At 62.6% G+C, this 23,204-nt stretch carries 23 protein-coding genes; 6 read left to right on the forward strand and 17 right to left on the reverse strand.

Features of this window, described 5'->3' with window-relative positions; all coding sequences use genetic code 11:
- Window positions 1-139: 139 nt before the first annotated feature.
- The 3 genes from kdsA to ACMA5I_RS08630 are packed head-to-tail and all read right to left on the reverse strand — an operon-like array spanning window position 140 to window position 2,753.
- Window positions 140-991, reverse strand: coding sequence for a 3-deoxy-8-phosphooctulonate synthase (gene kdsA / locus ACMA5I_RS08620; protein WP_525885850.1), 852 nt, complete (start codon window positions 989-991; stop codon window positions 140-142).
- The gene (locus ACMA5I_RS08625) at window positions 988-1,758 is read right to left on the reverse strand and encodes a 3-deoxy-manno-octulosonate cytidylyltransferase (protein WP_525885851.1); all 771 of its coding nucleotides are present in this window, start codon (window positions 1,756-1,758) and stop codon (window positions 988-990) included. The genes kdsA and ACMA5I_RS08625 overlap by 4 nt, the downstream gene beginning before the upstream one ends.
- Entirely contained in the window at window positions 1,758-2,753 is a 996-nt protein-coding gene (locus tag ACMA5I_RS08630) for a KpsF/GutQ family sugar-phosphate isomerase (protein ID WP_525885852.1), read from the reverse strand. The genes ACMA5I_RS08625 and ACMA5I_RS08630 overlap by 1 nt, the downstream gene beginning before the upstream one ends.
- Before the next feature lie 149 nt (window positions 2,754-2,902).
- Between ACMA5I_RS08630 and ACMA5I_RS08635 the strand changes: the two genes are divergently transcribed.
- Genes ACMA5I_RS08635 through ACMA5I_RS08645 form a run of 3 tightly spaced genes read left to right on the forward strand, consistent with a single transcriptional unit; the run spans window position 2,903 to window position 6,110 of the window.
- The gene (locus ACMA5I_RS08635; protein ID WP_525885853.1) at window positions 2,903-3,982 is read left to right on the forward strand and encodes an alkane 1-monooxygenase; all 1,080 of its coding nucleotides are present in this window, start codon (window positions 2,903-2,905) and stop codon (window positions 3,980-3,982) included.
- A 14-nt stretch (window positions 3,983-3,996) separates the two neighbouring features.
- Window positions 3,997-4,911, forward strand: coding sequence for a carbohydrate kinase family protein (locus ACMA5I_RS08640; protein WP_525885854.1), 915 nt, complete (start codon window positions 3,997-3,999; stop codon window positions 4,909-4,911).
- Window positions 4,911-6,110: a glycosyltransferase gene (locus ACMA5I_RS08645; RefSeq protein ID WP_525885855.1), complete on the forward strand. Its 1,200-nt coding sequence runs from the start codon at window positions 4,911-4,913 to the stop codon at window positions 6,108-6,110. The genes ACMA5I_RS08640 and ACMA5I_RS08645 overlap by 1 nt, the downstream gene beginning before the upstream one ends.
- Here ACMA5I_RS08645 and ACMA5I_RS08650 read toward each other — a convergent pair whose 3' ends face one another.
- From ACMA5I_RS08650 to htpX, 12 genes are all read right to left on the reverse strand, one after another.
- Complete coding sequence (locus tag ACMA5I_RS08650; protein WP_525885856.1) at window positions 6,111-6,419, reverse strand: putative hemolysin; 309 nt, start codon at window positions 6,417-6,419, stop codon at window positions 6,111-6,113.
- 93 nt (window positions 6,420-6,512) lie between these two features.
- Complete coding sequence (locus ACMA5I_RS08655) at window positions 6,513-7,622, reverse strand: DNA recombination protein RmuC (RefSeq protein WP_525885857.1); 1,110 nt, start codon at window positions 7,620-7,622, stop codon at window positions 6,513-6,515.
- Complete coding sequence (gene mutL / locus ACMA5I_RS08660; protein ID WP_525885858.1) at window positions 7,619-9,442, reverse strand: DNA mismatch repair endonuclease MutL; 1,824 nt, start codon at window positions 9,440-9,442, stop codon at window positions 7,619-7,621. The genes ACMA5I_RS08655 and mutL overlap by 4 nt, the downstream gene beginning before the upstream one ends.
- 125 nt (window positions 9,443-9,567) lie before the next feature.
- On the reverse strand, window positions 9,568-10,857 hold the full coding sequence (locus ACMA5I_RS08665) for a M16 family metallopeptidase (RefSeq protein WP_525885859.1): 1,290 nt from the start codon (window positions 10,855-10,857) through the stop codon (window positions 9,568-9,570).
- The gene (locus ACMA5I_RS08670; protein WP_525885860.1) at window positions 10,854-12,302 is read right to left on the reverse strand and encodes a M16 family metallopeptidase; all 1,449 of its coding nucleotides are present in this window, start codon (window positions 12,300-12,302) and stop codon (window positions 10,854-10,856) included. The genes ACMA5I_RS08665 and ACMA5I_RS08670 overlap by 4 nt, the downstream gene beginning before the upstream one ends.
- The gene (locus ACMA5I_RS08675; RefSeq protein ID WP_525885861.1) at window positions 12,299-12,808 is read right to left on the reverse strand and encodes a DUF3035 domain-containing protein; all 510 of its coding nucleotides are present in this window, start codon (window positions 12,806-12,808) and stop codon (window positions 12,299-12,301) included. The genes ACMA5I_RS08670 and ACMA5I_RS08675 overlap by 4 nt, the downstream gene beginning before the upstream one ends.
- Window positions 12,809-12,855: 47 nt before the next feature.
- The gene (lspA, locus tag ACMA5I_RS08680) at window positions 12,856-13,329 is read right to left on the reverse strand and encodes a signal peptidase II (RefSeq protein ID WP_525885862.1); all 474 of its coding nucleotides are present in this window, start codon (window positions 13,327-13,329) and stop codon (window positions 12,856-12,858) included.
- Complete coding sequence (locus ACMA5I_RS08685; protein ID WP_525885863.1) at window positions 13,326-13,913, reverse strand: DUF805 domain-containing protein; 588 nt, start codon at window positions 13,911-13,913, stop codon at window positions 13,326-13,328. The genes lspA and ACMA5I_RS08685 overlap by 4 nt, the downstream gene beginning before the upstream one ends.
- A gap of 2 nt (window positions 13,914-13,915) precedes the next feature.
- On the reverse strand, window positions 13,916-15,493 hold the full coding sequence (gene purH / locus ACMA5I_RS08690; protein ID WP_525885864.1) for a bifunctional phosphoribosylaminoimidazolecarboxamide formyltransferase/IMP cyclohydrolase: 1,578 nt from the start codon (window positions 15,491-15,493) through the stop codon (window positions 13,916-13,918).
- A 27-nt stretch (window positions 15,494-15,520) separates the two neighbouring features.
- Window positions 15,521-16,993 carry a heparinase II/III domain-containing protein gene (locus tag ACMA5I_RS08695; protein ID WP_525885865.1) on the reverse strand — a complete coding sequence of 491 codons (1,473 nt, stop codon included), beginning with the start codon at window positions 16,991-16,993 and terminating at the stop codon, window positions 15,521-15,523.
- A gap of 51 nt (window positions 16,994-17,044) precedes the next feature.
- Window positions 17,045-18,283, reverse strand: a complete 1,239-nt coding sequence (locus ACMA5I_RS08700; protein ID WP_525885866.1) for a transcription antitermination factor NusB — start codon at window positions 18,281-18,283, stop codon at window positions 17,045-17,047.
- Window positions 18,284-18,300: 17 nt separating this feature from the next.
- Window positions 18,301-19,197: a zinc metalloprotease HtpX gene (htpX, locus tag ACMA5I_RS08705; protein ID WP_525885867.1), complete on the reverse strand. Its 897-nt coding sequence runs from the start codon at window positions 19,195-19,197 to the stop codon at window positions 18,301-18,303.
- 49 nt (window positions 19,198-19,246) lie between these two features.
- Between htpX and ACMA5I_RS08710 the strand changes: the two genes are divergently transcribed.
- Window positions 19,247-19,444, forward strand: a complete 198-nt coding sequence (locus tag ACMA5I_RS08710) for a DUF1674 domain-containing protein (protein WP_525885868.1) — start codon at window positions 19,247-19,249, stop codon at window positions 19,442-19,444.
- Window positions 19,445-19,447: 3 nt separating this feature from the next.
- On the opposite strand, the gene ACMA5I_RS08715 is transcribed toward ACMA5I_RS08710, so the two are convergent.
- The gene (locus ACMA5I_RS08715) at window positions 19,448-19,840 is read right to left on the reverse strand and encodes a PaaI family thioesterase (RefSeq protein WP_525885869.1); all 393 of its coding nucleotides are present in this window, start codon (window positions 19,838-19,840) and stop codon (window positions 19,448-19,450) included.
- A gap of 162 nt (window positions 19,841-20,002) precedes the next feature.
- Here ACMA5I_RS08715 and ACMA5I_RS08720 point away from each other — a divergent pair, with 162 nt between their 5' ends.
- Entirely contained in the window at window positions 20,003-21,910 is a 1,908-nt protein-coding gene (locus tag ACMA5I_RS08720; RefSeq protein ID WP_525885870.1) for a polysaccharide biosynthesis protein, read from the forward strand.
- Window positions 21,911-21,946: 36 nt separating this feature from the next.
- The gene (locus ACMA5I_RS08725) at window positions 21,947-22,804 is read left to right on the forward strand and encodes a putative nucleotide-diphospho-sugar transferase (RefSeq protein ID WP_525885871.1); all 858 of its coding nucleotides are present in this window, start codon (window positions 21,947-21,949) and stop codon (window positions 22,802-22,804) included.
- A gap of 2 nt (window positions 22,805-22,806) precedes the next feature.
- Here the strand turns inward: ACMA5I_RS08725 and ACMA5I_RS08730 are convergent, their stop codons facing one another.
- Entirely contained in the window at window positions 22,807-23,139 is a 333-nt protein-coding gene (locus ACMA5I_RS08730) for an ArsR/SmtB family transcription factor (protein ID WP_525885872.1), read from the reverse strand.
- Window positions 23,140-23,204: the final 65 nt, after the last annotated feature.

Genomic DNA, 23,204 nt, shown 5'->3' on the forward strand with positions numbered 1-23,204 from the left:
TATGCTCCTTTTTCTCTAGCGCCGAATTCCTAAGGATTTCTTAGCATCGGAACGTTAAAACCCCTCTATCTTAACGAAATAGAGGGGTCCAATTTCAAAACCGTTATTGGTTAATGGTGCGCGTCAAACCGCCGAAAACTCAGGGATATTGCGGCAAGGTGCCGCGCGATTTGGCGATGCGGTCAATCTCCTGAAGTTCCGCAATCACCGGATCGAGCCAGCTCAGCGGGAGCATGTTGGGGCCGTCCGACGGGGCGTTGTCCGGGTCGTCATGCGCTTCGATGAAGAGACCACCGACGCCGACTGCAACGGCCGCGCGGGCCAGAACGGGCGCGAAGTCACGTTTGCCGCCCGAACTCGTGCCCTGCCCGCCCGGCTGCTGCACCGAATGGGTCGCGTCGAACACCACCGGGTAGCCGGTCGAAGCCATTTCTGGGATGCCGCGGAAATCCGTGACGAGGGTATTATAGCCGAAACTCGCGCCGCGCTCGCAAAGCGTGATGCGCTCATTGCCGCTTTCCGCCAGTTTCGCGGCCACGTTCTTCATGTCCCAAGGCGCGAGGAACTGACCCTTTTTCACATTGATCGCCTTGCCGGTTTTCGCGGCGGCAATCAGCAGATCCGTCTGACGCGACAGGAAGGCAGGAATTTGCAGCATATCCACGACTTCGCCCGCACGGGTGGTCTGCTCCTCGGTATGCACATCGGTCAGAACCGGCACCCCAATCTGCTCGCGGATCTCGGCGAGAATGTCGAGGCCCTTCTCAATCCCAATCCCGCGCTCGCCATGGATCGACGAGCGGTTGGCCTTGTCGTAGCTGGCCTTGAAAATCCACTGCTGGTCGCGCTTGGCGAAAATCTCGGCCAGCTTCTCGGTCAGCCCCATGGCGTGATCGCGGCTTTCGATCTGGCAGGGGCCGCAAATCAGCGCGAACGGACCTTCCTGCGAAAAAACAACATCGCCCGACGGGCCGTTTACGGAAACACTCATGCCATCCCCATTTCTTTCATCGCCGCCTCAATGCGCGGCACATCAACTGGATTGTTCAACTCCCAAAAGACGCGGCCGCGCCCTTCGACTTCAACACATTTGACCTTAACACCGTTCTCAAGGAACCGAAGCTGCTCCAGACCCTCGACATCTTCGAGACGGCCCATCTCCCAACCTGCATAGGCTTTGAGCGCCGCCGGGCGGTAGGCATACAGCCCGACATGGTGGTAAACGGTGGTGCCTGGCGCGTCGGCATAGGGCAAAACTTCTTTAGAGAAATAAAGCGCGTTGTTGTCGGCGCCGAACACTGCCGTGGTGCCGCCAACGCGGCCCTCTTTGCGGTCTTCCTTGAAATGCGCGAGGGTCTGCGGGTCCGTCTTGAGGACGGGCGTGGCGACATCTGCATCGCCGATGCCTTCGAGCAACGAAGATACGAAATCAGCCGGCGTCAGCGGCGCATCACCCTGCAAATTTACGATGAGATCGCCGCCCAGCGCCTCGGCCAGTTCGGCGCAACGCTCGGTGCCGTTGCGCGCGTCTTTCGAGGTCATCATCACCTCAGCGCCGAAGTCGCGCGCGTGATCAGCGATGCGGCCATCATCGGTCGCGACCACCACGCGGGAAATCCCGTCCACAGCTTGCGCCGCGTCCCAGGCCCGGCGGATGAGGCTGCGCTTTACGCCGCTTGCCCCTTCCAGCATTTGCAAAGGCTTACCCGGAAAACGGCTCGACTGATACCGGGCCGGAATGACAATGCTTACATCCATCAGGCAACTCCCGCTTGCAGCAATCTCAGGAAGGTCACGAGGCCAACGGGCACGCCCGCCTCATCGACGACGAAAATGGAGGAAATCCGACGCGATTCCATCTGCGCGAGCGCCGTCGCAGCGGGCCGGTTGGGTGCAATAATCTGCGGCTGCTTGGTCATGATCTCGGACGCTTTCGTATTCCAGAGCACGTCCTTCATGGAGCCAGAGGCATGGCTTTCGAGATGCCGGCGGATATCGCCATCCGTAATCACACCGGCGAGCTTTCCGGCATGATCGGTGATGCCGACGATGCCCTTGCCCTTCTCTGTAATCTTCGCGAGGCCATCATAAACATTGGCCGCGTCGTCAATCAACGGCAGATCATCACCGCTGACCATCAGATCAGAAACCGAGGCCAGCCGCGCACCGAGCTTGCCGCCCGGATGGAAACCGCGGAAATCATCGGCGGAAAAGCCGCGGGCTTCGAGCAGCGCAATCGCTAGGGCATCGCCAATTGCCATCTGCTGAAGGGTCGAAGTGGTCGGCGCGAGATTATGCGGGCAGGCTTCCTCTACACGCGGCAAAAGCAACGACACATCCGCCGCTTTGGCCAGCATCGAGTCGGCCCCGGCGGTGATGCCGATCATCGGAATCGAAAACCGCCCCGCATAGGCGATAATGTCGGACAATTCTTTCGTCTCGCCAGACCAGCTCAGCAAAATCAGCACATCGCCTTTGCGGATCATACCAAGATCGCCATGGCTTGCTTCCGTCGGGTGAACGAAAAAGGCAGGCGTGCCCGTTGAGGCAAAAGTCGCCGCCAACTTTCCGCCGATATGGCCCGACTTCCCGACACCCACCACGATCACATGGCCCTCTGCCGCAAGCGCCAGATCCCGCGCCTGAACGAAGGACGCGCCAAGCGCACCTTCCAGATCCGCATCCATAGCCCGAAGCGCATCTATTCCGCGCGCGATCGCCCGATGGGGCGCACTCAGTGCATCAGTGGTCATAGGCCTCTTCCTTTTCCTATCAGCTATGGGAGGTGCCGCTAAAATGCAATCTAAGCGAGGCGTGCAGTGGACAAAACTCCGCGTCCGGCAGTATTCTGAAGCGAAAGGAGCCCGCCATTTTCCGTTTCCTCGACGCATTGCCCTTCTGGATGTCGCTGCTCTATGTGCCGACCGTCTTCCTCGGCGCATCGCTCGGCGGTTGGTGGCTTCTACTCACACCGCTTTACGGGCTGGTCGTGACCTCGCTTTTCGATGCCTTCACGCCAAAGAATACCGAAAACAAAGACCCCAATACGCCCGATAACAGCCTCTTCTGGTATCGCCTCATCACACTCATCTGGCTGCCGGTGCAGATCCTGCTGATTTTCGGCGGCATGTGGGTGGCCGGGCGCGCAGGTCTCGGCGGATGGGAAAAGCTGTTCCTCTTCTACGGCATCGGCGTGGCAACTTCGACCATCGGCATCAACTACGCCCATGAGTTGATCCATCAGGGCAACCGCCTGGAAAACCGCCTCGGGGAATGGCTCCTCGCCTCAGTCCTCTACGCCCATTTCCGCACCGAACACCTCTTCGTCCATCACCGCTATGTCGGCACGCCGCGCGATGCGGTTACGGCGCGCTATGGCGAGGGCTTCTACCATTATTTCGCCCGCGTGCTGCCGGACGGCTTCCTCTCCGCATGGCGCATGGAGCGCGACTTACTGTCGCGGAAGAACCGCCCGATCTGGCACCCCGCCAACGCCTTCTGGCGCTATTTCGGGATGCAGGCGCTCTTCCTCCTCTCCGCCGTCCTCATCGGCGGCTGGCAGGGCCTCTTGCTCTTCATCTTTCAGGCGTTCGTCGCCGTCCTCTATCTCGAGATCACCAATTACGTCGAACATTACGGCCTGACGCGTAAGCATTTGGGCAACGGAAAATATGAACATGTGAAGCCGCGCCACAGTTGGAACGCCTCGCATCGCGTGACCAACTGGCTGATGATCAACCTCCAGCGTCATTCGGATCACCACTACAAACCCGACCGCCGCTTCCCGCTCCTTCAAACCTATGAGGCAAGCGAAGCGCCGCAACTTCCCTTCGGCTATCCGATCATGGGCGCGCTGGCGCTCGCGCCTAAATATTGGCGCAAACGTATGAATCCCCGCGTTGATCGCTGGCGCGCCCGGCATTATCCCGATATTACCGACTGGAAGGACTACAACGAGGGAACGACCCCGCTCCCTCGATAAAACGGGAGGATGCCATGTATCTCATTTGCGGCGAGGCTCTGTTCGATTTCTTCTTCGGGCCTGGTGATGATCCGGCAAAATGCGACGTCAACGGGCGCGCAGGCGGCTCCCCGTTCAACGTCGCCATAGGCATCTCCCGCCTCGAAGGCAAATCCGCGCTCTTTACCGGACTTTCGACCGATCTTCTGGGCCAGCGGCTCGCCGCCGTTCTCGCGGGCGAAGGCGTCTCGACGAGCTATCTGCACCGCACGGAGAAACAAACGACTCTCTCCCTCGTCGGCCTCGATGCGGCGGGTCATCCTGCCTATGCGTTTTATGGCAAAGGCACAGCAGACACCTCGCTGACCGAGTTCGACCTGCCCGCGCTTGGCGATGATGTGGTCGGCATCCATATGGGCAGCTATTCGCTCGCGGTCTCGCCGACCGCCGACTCGCTCGCCAAACTCGCCGCCCGCGAGTCGCACCGCTTCCTGTCGCTTGATCCGAATATCCGCCCGACCATCGAGCCGTCGATGGAAGTCTGGAAACAGCGCCTCGACACGCTCAAACCCCATGCGGATCTGGTGAAAGTCTCGGCGGAAGATCTCGACATGCTCGGCTTCACCGCGGATGAGTTTGCTAAAAGCTATCTCGATGCCAATGCCGCGCTGGTGGTCGTCACCGATGGCGGCGGCGCGGCGCGCGGCTGGCACCGCTCGGGCATGACGTCTCATGCGACGCCGCCCGCGATCACAGTCGTCGATACCGTCGGCGCGGGCGACACGTTCATGGCTGCCTTGCTCGCAGAACTCGGGGACAGCCCACGCGAAAAACTCGATGCGATGGATCAGTACGGTCTAGACGCGCTGCTCGGCTTCGCCTCCCGAGCCGCCGCCGTCACCTGCACCCGCCAAGGGGCCGATTTGCCGACCCGCGCGGATATCGGCTGATGCGCATCACCCTCGCCATCGAGGGGCTGGCGCAAAGCAGCGGCGGCGCGGAGCGGGTCATCATCAACCTTGCCAATGCGCTTCAGGAGCGCGGTCATGAGGTCGATCTCGTGACCTATGAGCGCAAGGACGGCCCGCCGCATTATCCTGTCAAACCGGGCATTTCGCTCACCAATCTGCGCCCGCGCGATGCAGATCGCAGCGGCGGGCGGCGCGCGCTCGACAAGATCCGCAAGGCGCTGCACACGGCCAGCTGGCTCCCGCCGGGCCTTTCGAAGCTGGCATGGTGGAGCAAATATGAAGGCTTCCGCGGCGCCTTGGAGGCTCATGTGACCACGCACGGAAGCGACGCCGTTGTCGCCTTTAAGACCGCCGCGATCATCGCGCTCGCAGGCGTCGAGACCCCGCAACCCTTGCGCAAGATCGGCTCTCTGCGGAACAGCCCCGCGCAGGATCTCGGCAAACTTCGCCGCCGCGAAACAAGCGCCTACGCCACGTCTGCGCGGATCGCCGCGCTGGAGAAAATGGACGAAATCGCCCTTCTCATGCCGCAATTCAAGGACATGATGCCCGCGCATCTGCGCCCCAAAGTGCGGATCGTGCAGAACTGGCTCGACCTCGACCGGTTTCGCCCCGGCCCGGAGGCGCGTGAAAACCTTATTCTTTGCATGGGCCGCCTCGCCCCTCAAAAACGCCAGGACCTCGCGATCCGCGCGTTCGCCAAAGCGGATCTGCCCAACTGGCGCATGGAGATTTACGGTGAAGGCAATGACGAAGCGATGTTGCGGGACTTGATCACAGAGCTTGATCTCGCGGACCGCGTCGCCCTCATGGGCTACAACACCGATCCCGCGCCGATCTATCAACGCGCCGCGATCCTGATCCATCCCGCGGCGTCAGAGGGCTTCGTCAACGCCGTCGCCGAAGCGCTCGCCTGCGGCGTGCCCGTGGTCGGTTTCGCGGCCTGTAGCGGCGTGAATGATCACGTCGGAACCGGGCGCAACGGCCTTCTGGTCGGCGACCGCGAAGCCATTCCAAGCGACGCGGCCGCGACTCCTCTTCTGGCTGAAGCGCTAAAGGCGATTGCGACGGATGGCGCGCTCGCCGCATCCCTCAGCCAGAATGCTGTCCAGTCGATGCAGAAATTTGAGCGCGACCATATCGTCGATCAGTGGATCGCCTGCATCGAAGGGCGCTAGTCAGCTTTCCGCCTCAGCCTCGACTTCAACAGCCGCTTCCATATCGGCGGCATCCGTGGCCGCCGCCTGCGCACCTTCATAAAGCTCCCACTGCTCGACAACCGTGCCGTCGGGCAGCGTGCAAAGACCGGCAGCGCCCTGCCCCGTTTGGCGAATTTCAATCGCACCGCCCTGCGCCACGCAATATTCCGACGCGGCATTGTCCGTGCTGCGCTGCGCCTCGGCGGCAGCGTCGTTTCCGGTCAGGCTGTCCATGGACGAGCACGCCGTCAGCGCGGCAACCGAGAGAATGGGCAAAAGAGTTTTCATGTTAGCCTCCACATTGGGTAGCTGGACCCTATGCCTCGGCAGCGGCGCACAACAAGCGGGCGAATCCGACGCCTGCGGAAACTTGCCAAAGGGCTAGCGTTTCACCTGAAGCCGCCGGACGCCGGGGATCTCCTCGCTTTCCACCGCCGGTTTCGGATCGAACTCCATATCCTCCAGCTTGCGGGTCCGCTTTCCAGCCTTCTGCGCCGAAATGCTGATCTCATCCACATCCTTGCGTGCCTGCTCGAAATGCCGCCCCAGATTGCCGACACGGGTCTCCAGCCGCTCCACATCCTTGGCCAGCAGCGCGAGCTCCGAGCGGATCACCCCCGCCTGCTCCCGCATCCGCACATCTTTGAGGACCGCGCGCAGCGTGTTCAGCACGGCCATGCAGGTCGTCGGCGAGACGGTCCAAACCCGCGCCTGAAAGCCCTCGCGCACCAGTTCCGGGAAATTCGCGTGAAGCTCCGCGTAAACCGCCTCAGAGGGCAGGAACATCAGCGCGCTGTCGGCGGTCTCCCCGGCGACGATATATTTCTCCGAAATCGCCTTGATATGCGTGCGGATGGCCGTGCGCATATGCCGCGCGGCCTCGGTTTTCTCCCGCTCCGTCTGCGCGTTGCGCAGCGCCTCATAAGCCTCCAGCGGGAACTTCGCGTCGATCACAATGGGGCCGGGCGGATCCGGCATATGCAACAGACAATCCGCCCGCTTCCCGTTCGACAGCGTCGCCTGCATCGAAAACGCATCCGGCGGGAGCGCCTTGGTCACAATGTCCCGCAGTTGGATCTCGCCAAAGGCTCCGCGGGTCTGCTTGTTCGACAAAATATCCTGTAACCCCAGCACATCGCCCGACAGTTTCTCGATATTCGCCTGCGCCTTGTCGATCGCCGTGAGCCGCTGTTGCAACTCGCCCAGACTATGCGCCGTCCGCCGGGCCGAGCCGTGCAGGCTATTCTCCATCTGAAGCTTCACCTGATCGAGTCGCCCCTCCATGGTCCGCACCATCTCGGCCTGGGTGCGCGCCTGTGCCTCGCTGACATGGTTCAGCCCGCCGGTGAGCTGCAACTGCCCGTCATTGAGCCGCCGCACCGCGCCGCTCATGGAGCGCAGACCCAGCACGATGGCCAGCAGCATCACACAAACCACCAGAAGCGCGATGGCCCCGGCGATCATCACCGGGTCGGAAAAGACCTCATTCATCGTCCAAACAGCCTTTCAATGTCTTTGAGCGCCAGCTTGATATAGGTCGGACGGCCATGATTGCACTGCCCGGATTTCGGCGTCGCCTCCATCTCGCGCAGCAGCGCGTTCATCTCATCGGCGCGCATACGGCGGCCCGAGCGCACCGAGCCGTGGCACGACATGCGCGACAGCACCGCGTCCACTTTGTCCGACACCGACGCGGTTTTCGCGCCTTCGGCCAACTCGTCGAGAACATCGTGAAGCAGCGCCTTCGGGTCCGTCTCGCCAAGCGGCGCGGGCGTCGCGCGGACGCAGACCGCATTGCCGCCAAACGCTTCGATCTCCAGACCGGCCTGCGCCAATTCGTCGGTGGCCTCAAGCACCCGCGTCAGATCATCCTCGGGAAGCTCAACAATCTCCGGGATCAGCAAATTTTGCGACGGAACCCCCGCCGCATATTGCGCCTTCAGCCGCTCATAGACGAGCCGTTCATGGGCCGCGTGCTGGTCGATGATGACCATGCCCTCCGCCGTCTGCGCGATGATGTAATTGGCATGGATCTGCGCCCGCGCCGCGCCGAGCGGGTGGTCTTCGGGATCCTCCTCAACAACAGGCTCCGGCTCAAACCGCGCCGACGGCTCCGCCAAACCGGCAAACTGCGTGGCGCGCGGCATCGCCGCCGGCGCGGGTCGGCTTGGCTGCGGGCGCGATCCGAAATCCATCTGGTAGACCCGCGCTTCGGACGCTGGCGCGGCCTGCGCTTCGGGCCGGAACCGCGTCAGCATCTCCTGCGCCACTGTCGCGGATGTCTCCCGTCCGGCATCGCCCAAAAGCATCGCCTGAAGCGCGCCGACGATCATGCCGGTGACATTCCTCAGATCGCGAAACCGCACCTCAGCCTTGGCCGGATGCACGTTCACATCCACCAATGTCGGATCGCAGTCGAGGAAGATCACTGCCGCCCCGTGCCGCCCCTTCGGCAGCACATCGGCATAGCCCGCACGCAGCGCGCCATGCAGCGATTTGTCCCGCACCGGGCGGCCATTCACGAAGAAATACTGATGCACAGCCGAACCGCGCGCATAGGTCGGCAGCGCGGCAAGACCCGTCAGCGTCACGCCATCCCGCGCCGCCTCCAGCGGGCGCGCGTTTTCGGTAAATTCGCGGCCTAGAACCTTCGTCAGCCGCTTTTCCAGTGCCTGAAACAACTCGCCCTGCTCGGCGCTCACCTCGAACAGCGTCCGCGGCTCGCCGCTCGTATCAACCAGCGCAAACCCGACCGACGGCTCCGCCATCGCGAGACGGCGCACCGCATCCATGATCGCCTGCATCTCGGCCCGGTCGGAACGCATGAATTTCAGCCGCGCGGGCGTCGCGTAGAAGAGATCGCGCAACTCCACAACGGTCCCGCCCCCAAGCGCCGCCGGGCTGACCGCGCCCATCTTTCCGCCCTCAACGGCGATTTTCGCCGCCTCCGCATCCGCGACCCGCGAGGTGATCGTCAGCCGCCCGACAGCCCCAAGGCTCGGCAGCGCCTCCCCACGAAAACCGAAAGAATGGATATGCGTGAGGTCCGACCCGTCGATCTTCGACGTCGCGTGACGCGAAAGCGCCAGCGGCAGATCCTCGGCGGGGATCCCATGGCCATTATCGGTCACGCGGATCAGCGTCTTACCGCCCTCGGCAATCTCGATCCGCACCCGCGTCGCGCCCGCATCGAGCGCATTTTCCACCAACTCCTTCACCGCCGAGGCCGGACGCTCGACCACCTCACCCGCCGCAATGCGGTTGGCGGCAGCATCATCAAGCTGGCGTATTTTGGGGATCGTGATTGTCATACCACATGATCTAGCATGTTTACCGCGAGTCGCAAAGGACGCATCGCCCGCACCAGACGCCCGGAATGCCCCGGCAATCTGCGCGCCAACGGGCCTCAATGGCCCGGCAGGCGCGCCCGCTGCGGTCAGTCGAGACCGGGCTGGCCTACGATCACGACCCGCAGGCGCTCCTCATCGAGCAGACGGGACGCGGCGCGGCGCACATCCTCTATCGTCAGCGCCTCGATGAGACCGTTCCGCCGGTCGATATAGTCGAGATCATAGCCGCTCCGCTGGAACCCCGCGAGCACCCCGGCGATCTTGCTGTTCGAATCAAAACGCAGCGGGAAGGAGCCTGTCAGATAGGTTTTCGCCTTGGCGAGTTCCTCCTCCGTCGGTCCTTCTTCGGCCATCCGTGCCCATTCGGACCGCAGGATCTCGATCGCCTCCGCCATCCGCTCATTGCTGGCGGCGAATTGCCCGACCATCATCGGCGCGCCATCGAGCAGCGACAGCCCCGTATCCGCGCCATAGGTCAACCCGCGCTTTTCGCGCAGCTCATCGGTGAGGCGCGAGGCAAAACCACCCCCGCCGAGGATATGGTTCACGACATAAGCCGCGAGAAAATCAGGATCATCCTGCGCAAGGCCCTCTTCCCCGAAAATCGCAACCGATTGCGGCGTGTCGAGGTCGATCACCTCGGTCAGACCCGACGCTTGCATCTCGGGAACCGCCTCCGGCGTCGCGCCTTCCTCGGGCAGATCCGCCAAGATCTCATCAATCAGCGCCCCGGCTTCCTCAGCGCTCACATCGCCGACAACCGAGATAATCACATCATCGACGCCAAGCGCCGCCACCCGCGCGGCCTCCAAATCCTCGGCAGTCAAATTCGGGATCGTCTCTTCGGTCCCATTCACCGGGCGGCCATAGGCGTGATCCGGGAAGACAGCCGCCGAAAGCGCTTCCTGCGCTATCGCATTCGGGTCCTGTAAATCCTGCGCGCGGCCCGCCATAAGCTGCCCGCGCACCCGCTCCAGCGGCGTTTCATCAAATCGCGGCGCGCTCAGCGCATCCGACAGCAGCGCCGCCGCCTCCGCCGCATTCTCGGAGAGCATCGTCGCCGACACGCTCACCTCATCCCGGCGGGCGCTGAACCCGAAAGACGCGGCCAGTTCCTCGCGCGCCGTCGCAAATTCCACATCACTCCGCGCGCCGCTCCCCTCTTCGAGCATGCCCATCATGAAGCCCGTCGCGCCCGCCTTGTCAGCAGGCTCAAGAGCCGCGCCGCCGGGAAAGACGAAATCCATGGCGATCATCGGAATTTGCGGCTCTTCAACCAGCCAGAACGCATAACCATCGGGACTTGTGACCGCTTCTACCTCAAGAGCGTGGAGCGGCGCAGCGATGAGGGACAAGGCGACGAGAAACCGTTTCATTGCTTCTCCTCCGGCATCTGCTCACCCTCAGGCGTGGCGGGCGCGACCGCTTCAGCGTCGCCCGCCGGAGCCGCGCCGCCGGGCGAAGGCACGTCCGGCGTCTCGGCGTCGGGCGCGGGCGCTTCCGGCCGCATCAGCCACCCCGTAACCGAGCGCGCCGGATCAAACAGCGCTTCGGCGGCGGCCATCACATCTTCCTCCGTGACTGCCGCCAAAACCTCGGGCCAAGCCTGCACATCCTCAATCGTCAGACCGCTCGTCAGCGCCGCGCCATAGCGCCGCGCGAGGCCAAACTGGCTGTCCCGCGCATAAATCTCCGCCGCCGCGATCTGGGTTTTCACCCGCGCGAACTGCGCCGAATCAATACCGTTTTCGAGAAAATCGGCGAGCGCGGCATCCATCGCCGCCTCGGCGTCCTCTAGCGAAACCGTCGCCGCAGGCACCACATAGACGCCAAACTGCGCGTCATCGAGCGACACGCCGTCGTAATAGGCCCCCGCAGAAAGCGCGATGCCCTGCTCGACCTGAAGCGCCTGACCCAGAACAGAGGTCACGCCGCCGCTGCCCAGAAGATCCGCGAGAATGACCAGCGCCGCCGCGTCTTCCTGATCCCCGGCATCGCGCTCCGGCGCGATATAGCTGCGCACGACATAGGGCTGGCCGACCCGCGCATCGGTAAACTCGACCCGGCGCGCCGCGATCTGCGGCGGCTCCGCCGGGCGCACCCGCTCGGTGATCGCATCCGACGCCTCCAGCGGGCCGTAATGCTCCTCGGCAAGCACCCGCACCTCATCCGGCGTCACATCGCCCGCCACCACGAGGATCGCGTTGTTCGGCGCATAGTATTTTCCATAAAACGCCAGCGCCTGATCGCGCTCCAGCGCCGCCAACTCGTGCCGCCACCCAATGATCGGCTTGCGATACGGGTGGTTGAGCCAGGTGATCGCCGTCCGCTGCTCGTTGAACCGCGCCGCCGGGTCGCTGTCCACCCGCTGATTGCGCTCTTCAAGGACCACGTCGCGCTCGGTGCGCACGGCCTCCTCGGAAATGTCGAGATTTTCCATCCGGTCCGCTTCCAGCTCCATTACGAGCGGGAGACGGTCAGCGGCAATCCGTTGATAATACGCGGTATAATCGCTGCTGGTGAAAGCATTATGCTCGCCACCATTCTCCGAAATCAGCGTCGAAAACTCGCCCTCCGGCACGGCTTCCGTGCCCTTGAACATCAGATGCTCGAAGAAATGCGCCAACCCGCTTTCGCCCTCGGCCTCATCCGCCGCGCCGGTGCGATACCAGACCATATGCGTGACGACCGGCGCGCGGTGATCCTCGATCACCACGACTTCCATGCCGTTTTCCAGCGTGAAATCCGTCACATCCCCGGTTTCAGCGAAAACAGGGGCGGCGCTCAGGGCGAGGAGCCCTGCAACTATGGGTCGGATCATTCGTCAGCCGGCGGCGCAGCGGGGGTGCGAACCCCCGCTGCGCGAAGCCGCTCCATTTCGGCTCCGGGATCAAGGATCTGGTCACGATACTGGCGGCCCTCGGCGCTGACGCCAGCGGCCCGCTCGAGAAGCAGCAAACCGCTGCCACGGCTGCGCAATTCGTTGTCTTCCCGGCGCAGCACATTGCGGATATCCGCCGTCGTGCCGCCCGTCGCGGCCGCGATCGCGTTGTCCGACGCGGTATTGGCCGAAGGTCCGCCCGTGCCGCCAAGCGCGACGCGCGCATCCACATCGGGGCGCAGATCCGTACGGCTCGGCGCACCGGGTTGCGGGGTCGGAAGCTGAGCAAGATTTTCCGGCAATTCCAGAGGCTTTTGCGGAATCACGGTGAATTCGTCCGGCCCTTGCCGGTCGCTAATCCGGTCCACAAGACCGCCGCGTCCCGCTCCTTCAGAGCAGGCGGTCAGCGCGGCCAAAGCCATCACGGCGAAAAGCGGTTTGAACATCAAAGCCTCCGGTCTTTCGCCTCTCTTAACTGATTGAACCGGCGCCGTCACGCAGCTTTGCGGCGTTTTCGCGGTGTTGTGCCGGGCAGCAAGATCAAACCTGCGGCACCGGCGAAGATCGCGATGTCCGCCACGTTGAACACATAGGGGTTGTCGATCCCGCAGCAGGACATGTTGAGAAAATCGGCTACGGCCCCGTAAAGCCAGCGATCCACCGCATTGCCGAGCGCGCCGCCAATGATAAGCCCGGTCCAGAACTGCGTCTTGCCCGGCTTGCTCCGCGCCCAGAAAAACAGCGCAACCGAGACGACAATTGAGAGCGCGATCAGCAGCCATTTCATATCCGCATCGCCGAAGAGCCCGAAATTGATGCCGGTGTTCCACGCCATCACAAAGGTCAGATAAGGCGAGGCAATATCAATCACCCGCGTCATCGGCAGATCCAGCACCTGCATGACGTAATATTTGCTCGCCTGATCAAGGACGAAAATGGTGAGGGCCGTGACGAGTATCCGTATCATGCGCCGCCTTTTGCCACATCCGCCGGGGGCGGGCCATAGCGGTTTGTGTGGGGGTCGGAGCGTTTAAGGCAGAGGGCGAGAAGACCGAGGATGTAGAGACCTATCACCCTGAAAAGGTGAGTAAATATGCCCCCTATGTACACGGACGCGCCCTCGTCCATGAAAACAATCGTTTCGGAGCCACCCAACTGTAGTGTGGAGAGTGTTAGCAAAGTGAAAAAGAAAGACGACGCGACGATGTGGAAAGCGACATAAAGCATCACGAGAAAGATTGGCGGCGCTGCCCACCAGCCTGACATTCCGAAGTCATGGAGACGACGGCTAGATGCGGCTGTCAGTGCCACGAATATCGAGAAATACAACAGGGCAACGAGAAACGTGACGAAGGCGATCACTTCGCTGCTCGCGGTGTCCATTTCTCCGATCCGCAATAATTTTGCGAGGAGAAACGAGAGGCCGGGAAGGAGAAAGCAAACGATTATTGCGGCGAAAATGAAGAAAGACCAAAACTCAGCCCGCGAAGCGCGACCGGAGAAGGACACGCTTTTTCGCAAGCAGGTTTTGATCGCTTCAAAATAACCCATTCTCAATGCCGGAAATGCCGCATCCCGGTGAAGACCATCGCGAGACCTGCTTCATTCGCCGCCGCGATCACCTCGTCGTCGCGGATCGAGCCGCCCGGCTGGATCACGGCCGTTGCGCCCGCTTCGGCGGCGGTCAGAAGGCCGTCGGCGAAGGGGAAGAACGCGTCGGAGGCGACGACGGAGCCTTTCACGGTCGGCTCGGCCAGCTCAAGCGCTTCGGCCATGTCGGCGGATTTGCGGGCGGCGATGCGCGTGCTGTCCACCCGGCTCATCTGGCCCGCCCCGACGCCGACGGTCGCGCCGCCCTTGGCGTAGACAATCGCGTTGGATTTCACGTGTTTGGCGACGGTCCAAGCGAAGAGCAGATCGTCCAACTCCTGCGCGCTCGGCGCTTTCTCGGTGACGACCTTGAGGTCATCCCGCGTCAGCCGCCCATTGTCGCGATCCTGCACGAGATAGCCGCCCGCGACCTGCCGCCAGACCTGACCCGCCGCCGCCGGGTTGGCCAAACCGCCGGTTTCCAGAAGGCGCAGGTTTTTCTTTTTGGCAAAAATCGCGCGAGCGTCGTCGGAGACTTCGGGCGCAATCACGACTTCGGTGAAAATCTGCGCAATCTCCTCGGCAGTATCGCCGTCGAGCGTGCCATTCAGCGCCACGATGCCGCCAAAGGCCGACACGCGGTCGCAATCATAGGCGCGCTTATAGGCACCCAGCAGCGTGTCGCCCTGCGCCACACCGCAGGGGTTGGCGTGTTTGATAATCGCCACCGCCGGGCCGTTCTGAAACTCGCTGACGAGTTCAAACGCGGCATCCGTGTCGTTAATATTGTTGTAGGACAGCTCCTTTCCCTGAATCTGCTTGGCGGTCGCGACACCGGGCCGCACCTCGCCGGTCACGTAGAAGGACGCCGACTGATGCGGGTTCTCGCCATAGCGCAGGCTTTGCGCGAGCGTGCCCGCCACGGCGCGGCGGCGCGGCGTTTCCTCGCCAATCGCGTTCGCCATCCATGTGCTGACCGCCGCATCATAAGCGCCGGTGCGGGCGTAAGCGGTCTGCGCGAGACGCTTGCGGAACGCCAGATCCGTGCCGCCCGCTTTCAGCGCGTCGATCAGCGGGGCGTAATCCTCAGGGTCCGTCACCACGGCCACATCGGCGTGATTCTTGGCCGCCGCGCGGATCATCGCCGGGCCGCCAATGTCGATATTCTCGATGCAGGTGTCGTAATCCGCGCCCTTCGCAACCGTCTCTTCGAAGGGGTAAAGATTCACCACAAGCAGGTCGATATCCGCGATGCCATGCTCATCCATCGCCGCGCGGTGCTCTTCGTTCCCGCGCTGCGCGAGAAGGCCGCCATGGACCATCGGGTGCAGGGTTTTCACCCGCCCGTCCATCATCTCGGGAAAGCCTGTGAGATCCGACACATCGCGCACCCGCAGCCCTTCAGCACGCAGCGCCGCCGCCGTGCCGCCGGTCGAGACGATCTCCACCCCTTCCGCGTCGAGCGCTTTGCCCAGTTCAATCAATCCGCTCTTGTCGGACACGGAAAGCAGGGCGCGTTTGATAGGGGTGAGGTCGGTCATCAGGCATCCTTTGTCATGGCCAGGGCGTCACAGACGCGGGACCGGATCGCGAACCGTCTTGTCCGGTCCGCCGCCTTCCCGCGAGAAGCTCCATTCGATGCCGCTCCCATAGCCGATATCATTCGGGATGACCACTATTTGCCGCGTCTCGCGCGAATGGCCTGCGGAGAGGTAAACGCTGGTCTCCAGTCGGGCCGTCCCGCCATGGAGGCCGAAATGCCAGATTTCCCCCGATCCAAGCGTGAGATTGATGGCCGTGTCGTCCTGCGTCGCGGTCACATCGGGGTGGAGGTGGAAGCGCAGACGCTGGACCTCGCGCAGCACGTGATCCTCGCCCCAGACGAGCGCGCCGTCATGGGTGACGAAAAGCGCGCGGCGGATCGGGTCCTGCACCATGGTCAGCCAACTGCCGCCATGGGTATCGTGATGATGGGTCTCGGCACCTTCGAAAGCGCGGTCAGGCAGTTCGGGGCCACTATGGGCTGCGGGTCGGCGTAGCGCGGCTTGCCAGCCGGGGCCATGACCCTCGCCGCAATTGACCACGAGCGGGCGGCGACCGACGGAGAGTTCAAAAGCCAGCCCGGAATGATGCCCTTCGGGCGGTGTCGGCCCGGCATCGGCCACGATTTTGGTGCGCCCGCCGGAAATGCGGTGAAAGCCGGAGACGCGCTGTGGCAAGGCATCGCCGCGAAACCGGGCCGCGACCAGCGCCCGGTCGACCCGCGCCGCCGGAAGACCCATGCCGTGAAACCGCGCCATCCGTCCATCGCCCATGCGCAGCGCGCGGATCATGGGGACGAGGCGGTGGACAGTGATCTCCAGCACCTCATCGGCAGGCTGGTTCTGCGCCGTCAGCGCCGCACGCGGAAGGCGCAGCGCGTCCAGCATCCGCACGAGGTCAGCGGGTTGCCGGGTCGTTAACTCGCCTTGTGGGAAGAGCGCCCCAAGCGCGGCGTCGAACGTTCCGGGACGGGTAGTGTGACCTCGCTGGATCGCCGCAGCCCAGAGTGTGCATTGCGCCTGAAAGGCAGAAAGCGGCGTTGGCGCGTCAATTTTGGCGAGATAGCGCAGTTGCCGGGTGCGGAGGCGGTCGAACGCCTTCGCTTCGTTGCTGGATAACGCCGCACGCAATTCGGGCGGCGGCGCGAGCCATATCGCAAGACGCTGCGCGGTTACCGCCGCGCCAAGCGCCTCTTTAGACACACCGCGCATCCAGTGCCCAAGCCACGCCGCCGCCTTCGCCGGATCATGCGCCGCGAGCGCGGGAAGCCACGCATGGCTGTGGATCGCCTCCACATCCGCCGCTCCCCTTGGAGCCACATCGAAAATGGTCGTGCCCGGCGCGGCATCCACATCGCCCGAGGGCAGGACAATGTCTCCCCCAGCCAACCGCGCGCCCTCTTCTGGATCACCCGCCAGCGCGGGCAAGTCGTCCAGCGCCGCGCCCGCGCCGAAACGCGCCAGAAACCAACGCAGCGGATAAACCGGATCGTCCGTCATGGATCGCGCCCCCTTCATCACGGGCAGGCTAACCGATGCCCTGCCCCCGCGCTAGACTGTCAGCCGCGCCATGAAGAACCCGTCAATACCGCCGATCTCCGGCCAATAATCGGGCCGGGCGCGGATCTGTCCGGGCGCGATCTGCCAATCCGGGCACAGCGCGGTTTCGCGTGCAGTAAGATCCGAGGCCGCGACCTGCTTCTCCCCCTCAGCGGGCAGAAGCGAACACACGCAATAGATCAGATCGCCACCGGGCTTGAGCCAGCCCGCCGCCCGCGTCAGCAGCGTTTTTTGCAACTCCAGAAGCGGGCGAATGTCCTCTAGGTCTTTCAGAAACGGCAATTCGGGGTGCCGCCGGATCGTGCCGGTCGCCGAACAAGGTGCGTCGAGCAGGATGAGATCAAACGCGCCGCCCGGCGTCCACTCGGTCGCATCGGCGAGTATCATCTCTGCGTCCAGCCCCGTGCGGTCGAGATTGGCCTGCATCCGGCGCAGACGCGGATGAACGGAATCAACCGCGGTGACCTCTGCACCCATGGCGACCATCTGCATCGTCTTGCCACCCGGTGCCGCGCAAAGGTCGAGGACGCGCGCGCCCTTGAGGTCCGGGACCATCTGCGCCGGAAGCGCCGCACCGGCATCCTGCACCCACCAGTCGCCGTCGTCATAACCGGGCAATGCCGTGACTTGCGCCCGCGACAGACGAACCGAGCCAGTTGGGGTCAGCGTCCCGCCGAGCCGCTCCGCCCAGCCCTCCGCGTCCGATTTCACCGTAATATCCAGCGGCGCGCCGCGCTCATGGGCCGCTTCAATCCCTTTGAGCGCCGGTTTGCCCCACGCCTTTTTGATGGGTCCAGCCAGAACGGCAGGCAGATGCGACGGCGGCAGTTTCGCCCATTTCGCCGGGCCTTCGCGCGAGATTTTTCGCGCCACCGCATTCACCAGACCCGACATGCCCGGCGCGCCGAGATCCCGCGTGAGCGCGACGGCCTGATCCACGGCGGCATGGGGCGCGACCTCTTCCACAAGCATTTCCGCAACCGCAATGCGCAGCGCCATCAACGGCGCAGGCGGCGGCGCGTCTTTGAGGTAGGATTGCAAAAGCCCGTCGATCCGCCCGAGATGCCGCAGCACCGTCAGCGCCAGACTGCGGGCGCGCGCTTTTTCGGGCGGCGGCAGATCGTCCAGCACGGTGATCGCGTCGCCCATGCTCTGCTCTTCCAGCAAAATCGCGGCGAGCAATTCTGCTGCGCCGCGCCGCGCGGCAAGACCCGCCGCGCTGTTCTCCATATGCCTCTGTTCCAAAGTCAGCGGCCCGTCCGGGGAATGGAGCTTTGCCGCGAAACCGCCTGACGCGGGGACCGAAGACCGCCGGAATTGGCCAGTTTTTCCAACTCGGCAATGCGGTTCTCGACATTCGGGTGGGTTGAGAAAAGGTTGTCCATCCGCTGCCCGTTAAGCGGGTTGACGATGAACATATGGGCTGTCGCTGGATTGTTTTCCGCCGTCACCATCGGCTGCGCCTTGGCCCGCCCGCTGATCTTGCGCAGCGCCGAAGCGAGCGCCAGCGGGTCACCGGAAATCTCCGCGCCGCCGCGATCCGCGTGATATTCACGGGTGCGCGAAATGGTCATCTGGATGAGCATCGCCGCGAAGGGGGCTAGCAGAGCCGCCGCAATCGCGCCGAGCGCACCCATCGGCCGATCCCGCCCGCCGAACCACAGCCCGAAATTCGCGATCATCGAAATGGCACCGCCGAGAGTCGCCGCGAGGGTCATCACCAGCGTGTCGCGGTTCTTCACATGGGCCAACTCATGAGCCATCACCCCGGCAAGCTCTTCGCGGGAGAGAAGCTGGACGATCCCGGTCGTCATCGCGACCGCGGCGTTCTCGGGGTTCCGGCCCGTCGCAAAAGCGTTCGGCTGGTCGCTCTGGATGAGATAAATCGCCGGCATCGGCAGATCCGCGTTTTTCGCAAGCTGCGCGATCATGTCATAAAGCTCCGGCGCACCGGCTTTCGTCACCGGCTGCGCATTATGCATCCGCAGCGCCATTTTGTCCGAGTTCCAGAAGGCAAAAGCGTTGGTGCCGATGGCGAACACGAGGGCAATCAGCGCACCGCCGCGTCCGCCCACGAGAAACCCGACCGCCATAAAGAGGGCCGTCATCGCCGCCAGCAGCAGCATGGTCTTTCCGTAATTCATCGCGTAACATCTCCCACAAGGGCCGAGCGCCCGTTAAGGAGAATATAAGATGACCGACGCCGAGACGAAAGAGCAGGCCCGCGCGGCACGGATCAAAGATGCGGCAGAGCGCGCCCTCACTGAGGCCGAAGCGCGCCGCAAAGCACAACAGCCCGTCGAAATGCCCCGCGAATTGGGCGGACGCAAAGGGCCTGAGCCCATCCGTTATGGGGATTGGGAAAAGAGGGGCATCGCGATCGACTTTTGAGGGTCAGATCGACAGCTGACGCATGACAGCCTGCGCGGTGGCCAGTTTGGTGCCATCCTCACCGCGCAGCACCGCATCGACAAACTTGATTTTCTTGCCGCCACCGGTGATCTCCGCCTCCGCGACCACCTCGCCCTCATTGGCGCTCGCCATGAAATTCACCGTGAGCGAGACGGTGGCAAAACGCGTGGGATCGGTTGGATCCTCGGCCGCCGCCATCGCGCAGGTCATGCCGCAGACCGTATCCAGCAGCGTTGAGATCAGCCCGCCATGCAGCGCGCCATAGCGATTGCGATGCTGGTCCTCAATTTTCAAGGACACGCGCACCGGGTCAATCACGATCTGATAACCGAGAAATTGCTGCGCACCGGTTTCATCGGGAAATGGCTGTGACATGGGCTCTCCAATCCGGGGTCGTCGGCTAAGGTTATGTGATCTCGTTCATATAAAGTGAAGCGCAGATGTCACATGAAGATCCGGGTATATATTGCTTACGTGACACTCCCTTGTCTCAAAGCTGAATCTTTCGTTAGTATGTGTACGAAAATTGGCTGATATATGTATTCGACACTTTTGACCCTTACGCGTTCCGCGAAGATCAGCACTTTGCTTGCTTGCGACACCCTTGCGGTGCTGCTCGCGACCGCATTGACCTGGGCGCTGACGGGTGTGTCGATTGGCTGGCTGATCCTCCCGGTCGGCGGATTGGCGATGTTGCTTAATTGGGCCTTAGGCATCCCGCGGATGCTCCTGCAATCCTTCGAGCCCAAGGATATCAACCGCATAGGCTTCTTCGTCCTGAGCCTCGGCGCACTCTTCGGGGTCGCGGCGCGGGTGCTGGGTGAGAGCAGCATTCTTCTGGCGGCTCTCCTGATCGCGCTGCTCACCGCCACCTTTTCGATCACGTCACGGCTGATCGGTTTGCAAGTCATGTCCCGCGCCCGCAACGCCGTGGATGGCGGTGAGAAGATGATCATTTACGGCGCGGGCACCGCCGGGCAGCATCTCTTTCGCACCATCGGTCGCAGCACGGGTCACAAGGTCGTCGCCTTCATCGACGACAACCCGGCGCTGCATAAGGTGCAGGTCGGCGGGGTCAGCATCTACCCGAAACGCGAGTTGAAACGCATCGTCGAGGACATGCACGTCACCCATATCGTGCTGGCGATCCCTTCTGCCCCCGAAGCGCAACTCAATGAGATCATTCGCGAATTGGCGGAGCTGGATGTTGAGGTTCTTCGGATGCCGTCGCTCCTCGATCTCGAACGCGGCGCGTCTGTCTCCGGCCAGCTTCGGAAAGTCGAAGTCACCGCCCTGCTGGAGCGTGACCGCATCGACCTCGACCTACCGCAAATGTTCAACGCCTATCAGGGCCACACGATCCTCGTCTCCGGCGCGGGTGGCACGATTGGCGGCGAATTGGTACGTCAGCTTATCGCCGTACGCCCGAAAAAGCTGATCCTTTTCGAGCGCTCCGAATACGCGCTGTATCAGGCGGAAAACGCCCTGAAAGCCATCAAGGATGCTCAGAATGTCGAGTTGGTGTTCCGCCTCGGCTCCGTCTGCGATGAGCCGCTGGTGCGCGCGACGCTGGAGCAGCATAAGGTCGATGTGGTCCTCCATGCCGCCGCCTATAAACACGTCCCGATTGTGGAACTGAACGAGGTCGAAGGCGTGCGCAACAATGTCCTCGGCACCGATGTTCTGGCCCGCTGCGCCCGCGACTTCGGGATCGAGCGCTTCATTCTGATCTCGACCGACAAAGCCGTGCGCCCCGCCAATGTGATGGGCGCGACCAAGCGCATGGCCGAACTCGTCGTCGCCCGCTATCAGGCCGAGGCGAAAGGCACGATTTTCTCTATGGTGCGCTTCGGCAATGTCATCGGCTCCTCCGGCTCCGCCGTGCCGCATTTTCAGGCCCAGATCGCTGCGGGCGGCCCGATCACAGTCACCCATGCTGAGATGACGCGCTACATGATGACCCGCGAGGAAGCCGCCAAACTCGTGCTGATCGCAGGCGCCATGGCCAAGGGTGGCGAAACTTATGTTCTGGATGTGGGCAAGCCGGTCTCGATCCTCGCGCTGGCGAAAAAGATGATCCGCCTTGCAGGTGTGAGCGAGAAAACCGCGCTCAACCCCGATGGCGACATCGAGATTGTGTTCACCGGCCTGCGCCCCGGCGAAAAAATGCACGAAGAACTGGTGACGGGCGATGCAATCCTGCCGACCGATCACGAAAAGATCGTCGAGGTCCGTAATGCGGGGCTTTCGGTTGAGGACACTGACCGGTTGATTGCGAAACTGCGCGAGGGCGCGCTGGCCCAAGACCCTGTTTTCCTGCGCGCTTGCCTCGAGCAATCGCTGCCGGATTACCGGCCCAAGCTTCATCCCGCTGCGTCCGAAGAGGCGGAAAACGCTTCACAAACAACCGAAGAGTTTTATACCAAGCAGGCACGCACCGCTTAACGATTTTGCGCAGACGAAACGAACCGAGAGCCCGCCATGCCCGCATCCACCGATCCCAGAGACGGCTTTGTCTTCGGCGCAACGGGCCAGAAATACGTCAATCTGGCCCGTCGCGCGGCGCGCAATTTACGGGCGATGAACCCGGACAAGGCAATTGATCTTTTCACGGATCGCGAGGTGGATGATCCGATTTTCGATAAGGTTCATCAGGTCGAAATCAACAACACGCGCCCGAAGATGGAAGCGATCCTTAAATCACGCTTCGAGCGGACGGTTTATCTCGACTGTGACGTGATCGCTGTCGCCCCTGCCCCGGAGCTCTTCGAGATCCTTGACCGTTTCGAGTTTGCGGGGTGCTTCGAGCAATATGGGAATGCGCCCATTACGTTCATGGACGCGGCGAAGGACATCCCTATCTCTTTCCGTCAGATCAATGGCGGCGTTCTCTGCGTCCGCCGCACGGAGCGCAGCACGGAATTCTTCAAGACGTGGCAGCGGCGTTTCATTAAAGAGAAGCGGGATTACGACCAACCACTCCTCCGCGAGATGCTCTATTACGGCGATCTGAACTATACGGTTCTGCCGTCCGAATATAATTTGATGCATTTGCCCTATATGGCGAACAGCAGCCACCGGATGCTCGCGCCGCGATTTTTGCATATCACGCGCCTACATTCGAATGACGAATGGTCGCAAACGCCGGAAGAGCCGTTTGATCCACAGGACCTTATGGGTGGGCCAGCCTTTGCAGGAATGAACGCCCGCATCGAGGGAGATCGGTCTTTGGGCGGTAAGACTTCACTGCGCGATAGGGCCGGAGTTAATATTCGGAAACTGCCCGGTGGCAAAAAGATTGCCAAAAAATTCTCCGGCAAATTTGGTTTCATCAAGTAAGCCTAGCCCTCATCGAGCAGTTTGGCTGACACAAGCAGTGCTTCCAGCGCATCGAGATCCAGCGCGTCATATTGCCCGAAGGCCTGCATCCAGACAGCGGCGGGTCGAAGGGCGTCGCCTTCCAGCCGGACCCAACTCACCCGGCCGCGCTTTTCGCGGCTGACGAGGCTCGCCGTTTCCAGCACGCCGATATGTTTGGAAATCGCGGCGAGAGACATCTCGAACGGCGCGGCAAGGTCCGTGACGGCCATCTCGTCCTCCGCCAGAAGCGCGAGGATCGCGCGGCGGGTCGGGTCGGCCAAAGCGGCGAAGATGCGGTCGAGTGGGTCGGACATGGGCGATGATTGCGGCGTGGCGCGCAGCGCGTCAAGCATTACTCAACCCATCGGTTGATCGTTTT

This window comes from Jujubicoccus corallicola, assembly GCF_047345645.1.
In the GTDB taxonomy this organism is placed as follows: Bacteria; Pseudomonadota; Alphaproteobacteria; order Rhodobacterales; family Rhodobacteraceae; genus JBLEFH01.

Excerpts from the sequence above, each read along its gene's own strand:
- kdsA (WP_525885850.1), bottom strand. The coding sequence starts at position 991 with ATGAGTGTTTCCGTAAACGGCCCGTCGGGCGATGTTGTTTTTTCGCAG.
- ACMA5I_RS08625 (WP_525885851.1), bottom strand. The coding sequence starts at position 1,758 with ATGGATGTAAGCATTGTCATTCCGGCCCGGTATCAGTCGAGCCGTTTT.
- ACMA5I_RS08630 (WP_525885852.1), bottom strand. The coding sequence starts at position 2,753 with ATGACCACTGATGCACTGAGTGCGCCCCATCGGGCGATCGCGCGCGGA.
- ACMA5I_RS08635 (WP_525885853.1), top strand. The coding sequence starts at position 2,903 with ATGTCGCTGCTCTATGTGCCGACCGTCTTCCTCGGCGCATCGCTCGGC.
- ACMA5I_RS08640 (WP_525885854.1), top strand. The coding sequence starts at position 3,997 with ATGTATCTCATTTGCGGCGAGGCTCTGTTCGATTTCTTCTTCGGGCCT.
- ACMA5I_RS08645 (WP_525885855.1), top strand. The coding sequence starts at position 4,911 with ATGCGCATCACCCTCGCCATCGAGGGGCTGGCGCAAAGCAGCGGCGGC.
- ACMA5I_RS08650 (WP_525885856.1), bottom strand. The coding sequence starts at position 6,419 with ATGAAAACTCTTTTGCCCATTCTCTCGGTTGCCGCGCTGACGGCGTGC.
- ACMA5I_RS08655 (WP_525885857.1), bottom strand. The coding sequence starts at position 7,622 with ATGAATGAGGTCTTTTCCGACCCGGTGATGATCGCCGGGGCCATCGCG.
- mutL (WP_525885858.1), bottom strand. The coding sequence starts at position 9,442 with ATGACAATCACGATCCCCAAAATACGCCAGCTTGATGATGCTGCCGCC.
- ACMA5I_RS08665 (WP_525885859.1), bottom strand. The coding sequence starts at position 10,857 with ATGAAACGGTTTCTCGTCGCCTTGTCCCTCATCGCTGCGCCGCTCCAC.
- ACMA5I_RS08670 (WP_525885860.1), bottom strand. The coding sequence starts at position 12,302 with ATGATCCGACCCATAGTTGCAGGGCTCCTCGCCCTGAGCGCCGCCCCT.
- ACMA5I_RS08675 (WP_525885861.1), bottom strand. The coding sequence starts at position 12,808 with ATGTTCAAACCGCTTTTCGCCGTGATGGCTTTGGCCGCGCTGACCGCC.
- lspA (WP_525885862.1), bottom strand. The coding sequence starts at position 13,329 with ATGATACGGATACTCGTCACGGCCCTCACCATTTTCGTCCTTGATCAG.
- ACMA5I_RS08685 (WP_525885863.1), bottom strand. The coding sequence starts at position 13,913 with ATGGGTTATTTTGAAGCGATCAAAACCTGCTTGCGAAAAAGCGTGTCC.
- purH (WP_525885864.1), bottom strand. The coding sequence starts at position 15,493 with ATGACCGACCTCACCCCTATCAAACGCGCCCTGCTTTCCGTGTCCGAC.
- ACMA5I_RS08695 (WP_525885865.1), bottom strand. The coding sequence starts at position 16,993 with ATGACGGACGATCCGGTTTATCCGCTGCGTTGGTTTCTGGCGCGTTTC.
- ACMA5I_RS08700 (WP_525885866.1), bottom strand. The coding sequence starts at position 18,283 with ATGGAGAACAGCGCGGCGGGTCTTGCCGCGCGGCGCGGCGCAGCAGAA.
- htpX (WP_525885867.1), bottom strand. The coding sequence starts at position 19,197 with ATGAATTACGGAAAGACCATGCTGCTGCTGGCGGCGATGACGGCCCTC.
- ACMA5I_RS08710 (WP_525885868.1), top strand. The coding sequence starts at position 19,247 with ATGACCGACGCCGAGACGAAAGAGCAGGCCCGCGCGGCACGGATCAAA.
- ACMA5I_RS08715 (WP_525885869.1), bottom strand. The coding sequence starts at position 19,840 with ATGTCACAGCCATTTCCCGATGAAACCGGTGCGCAGCAATTTCTCGGT.
- ACMA5I_RS08720 (WP_525885870.1), top strand. The coding sequence starts at position 20,003 with ATGTATTCGACACTTTTGACCCTTACGCGTTCCGCGAAGATCAGCACT.
- ACMA5I_RS08725 (WP_525885871.1), top strand. The coding sequence starts at position 21,947 with ATGCCCGCATCCACCGATCCCAGAGACGGCTTTGTCTTCGGCGCAACG.
- ACMA5I_RS08730 (WP_525885872.1), bottom strand. The coding sequence starts at position 23,139 with ATGTCCGACCCACTCGACCGCATCTTCGCCGCTTTGGCCGACCCGACC.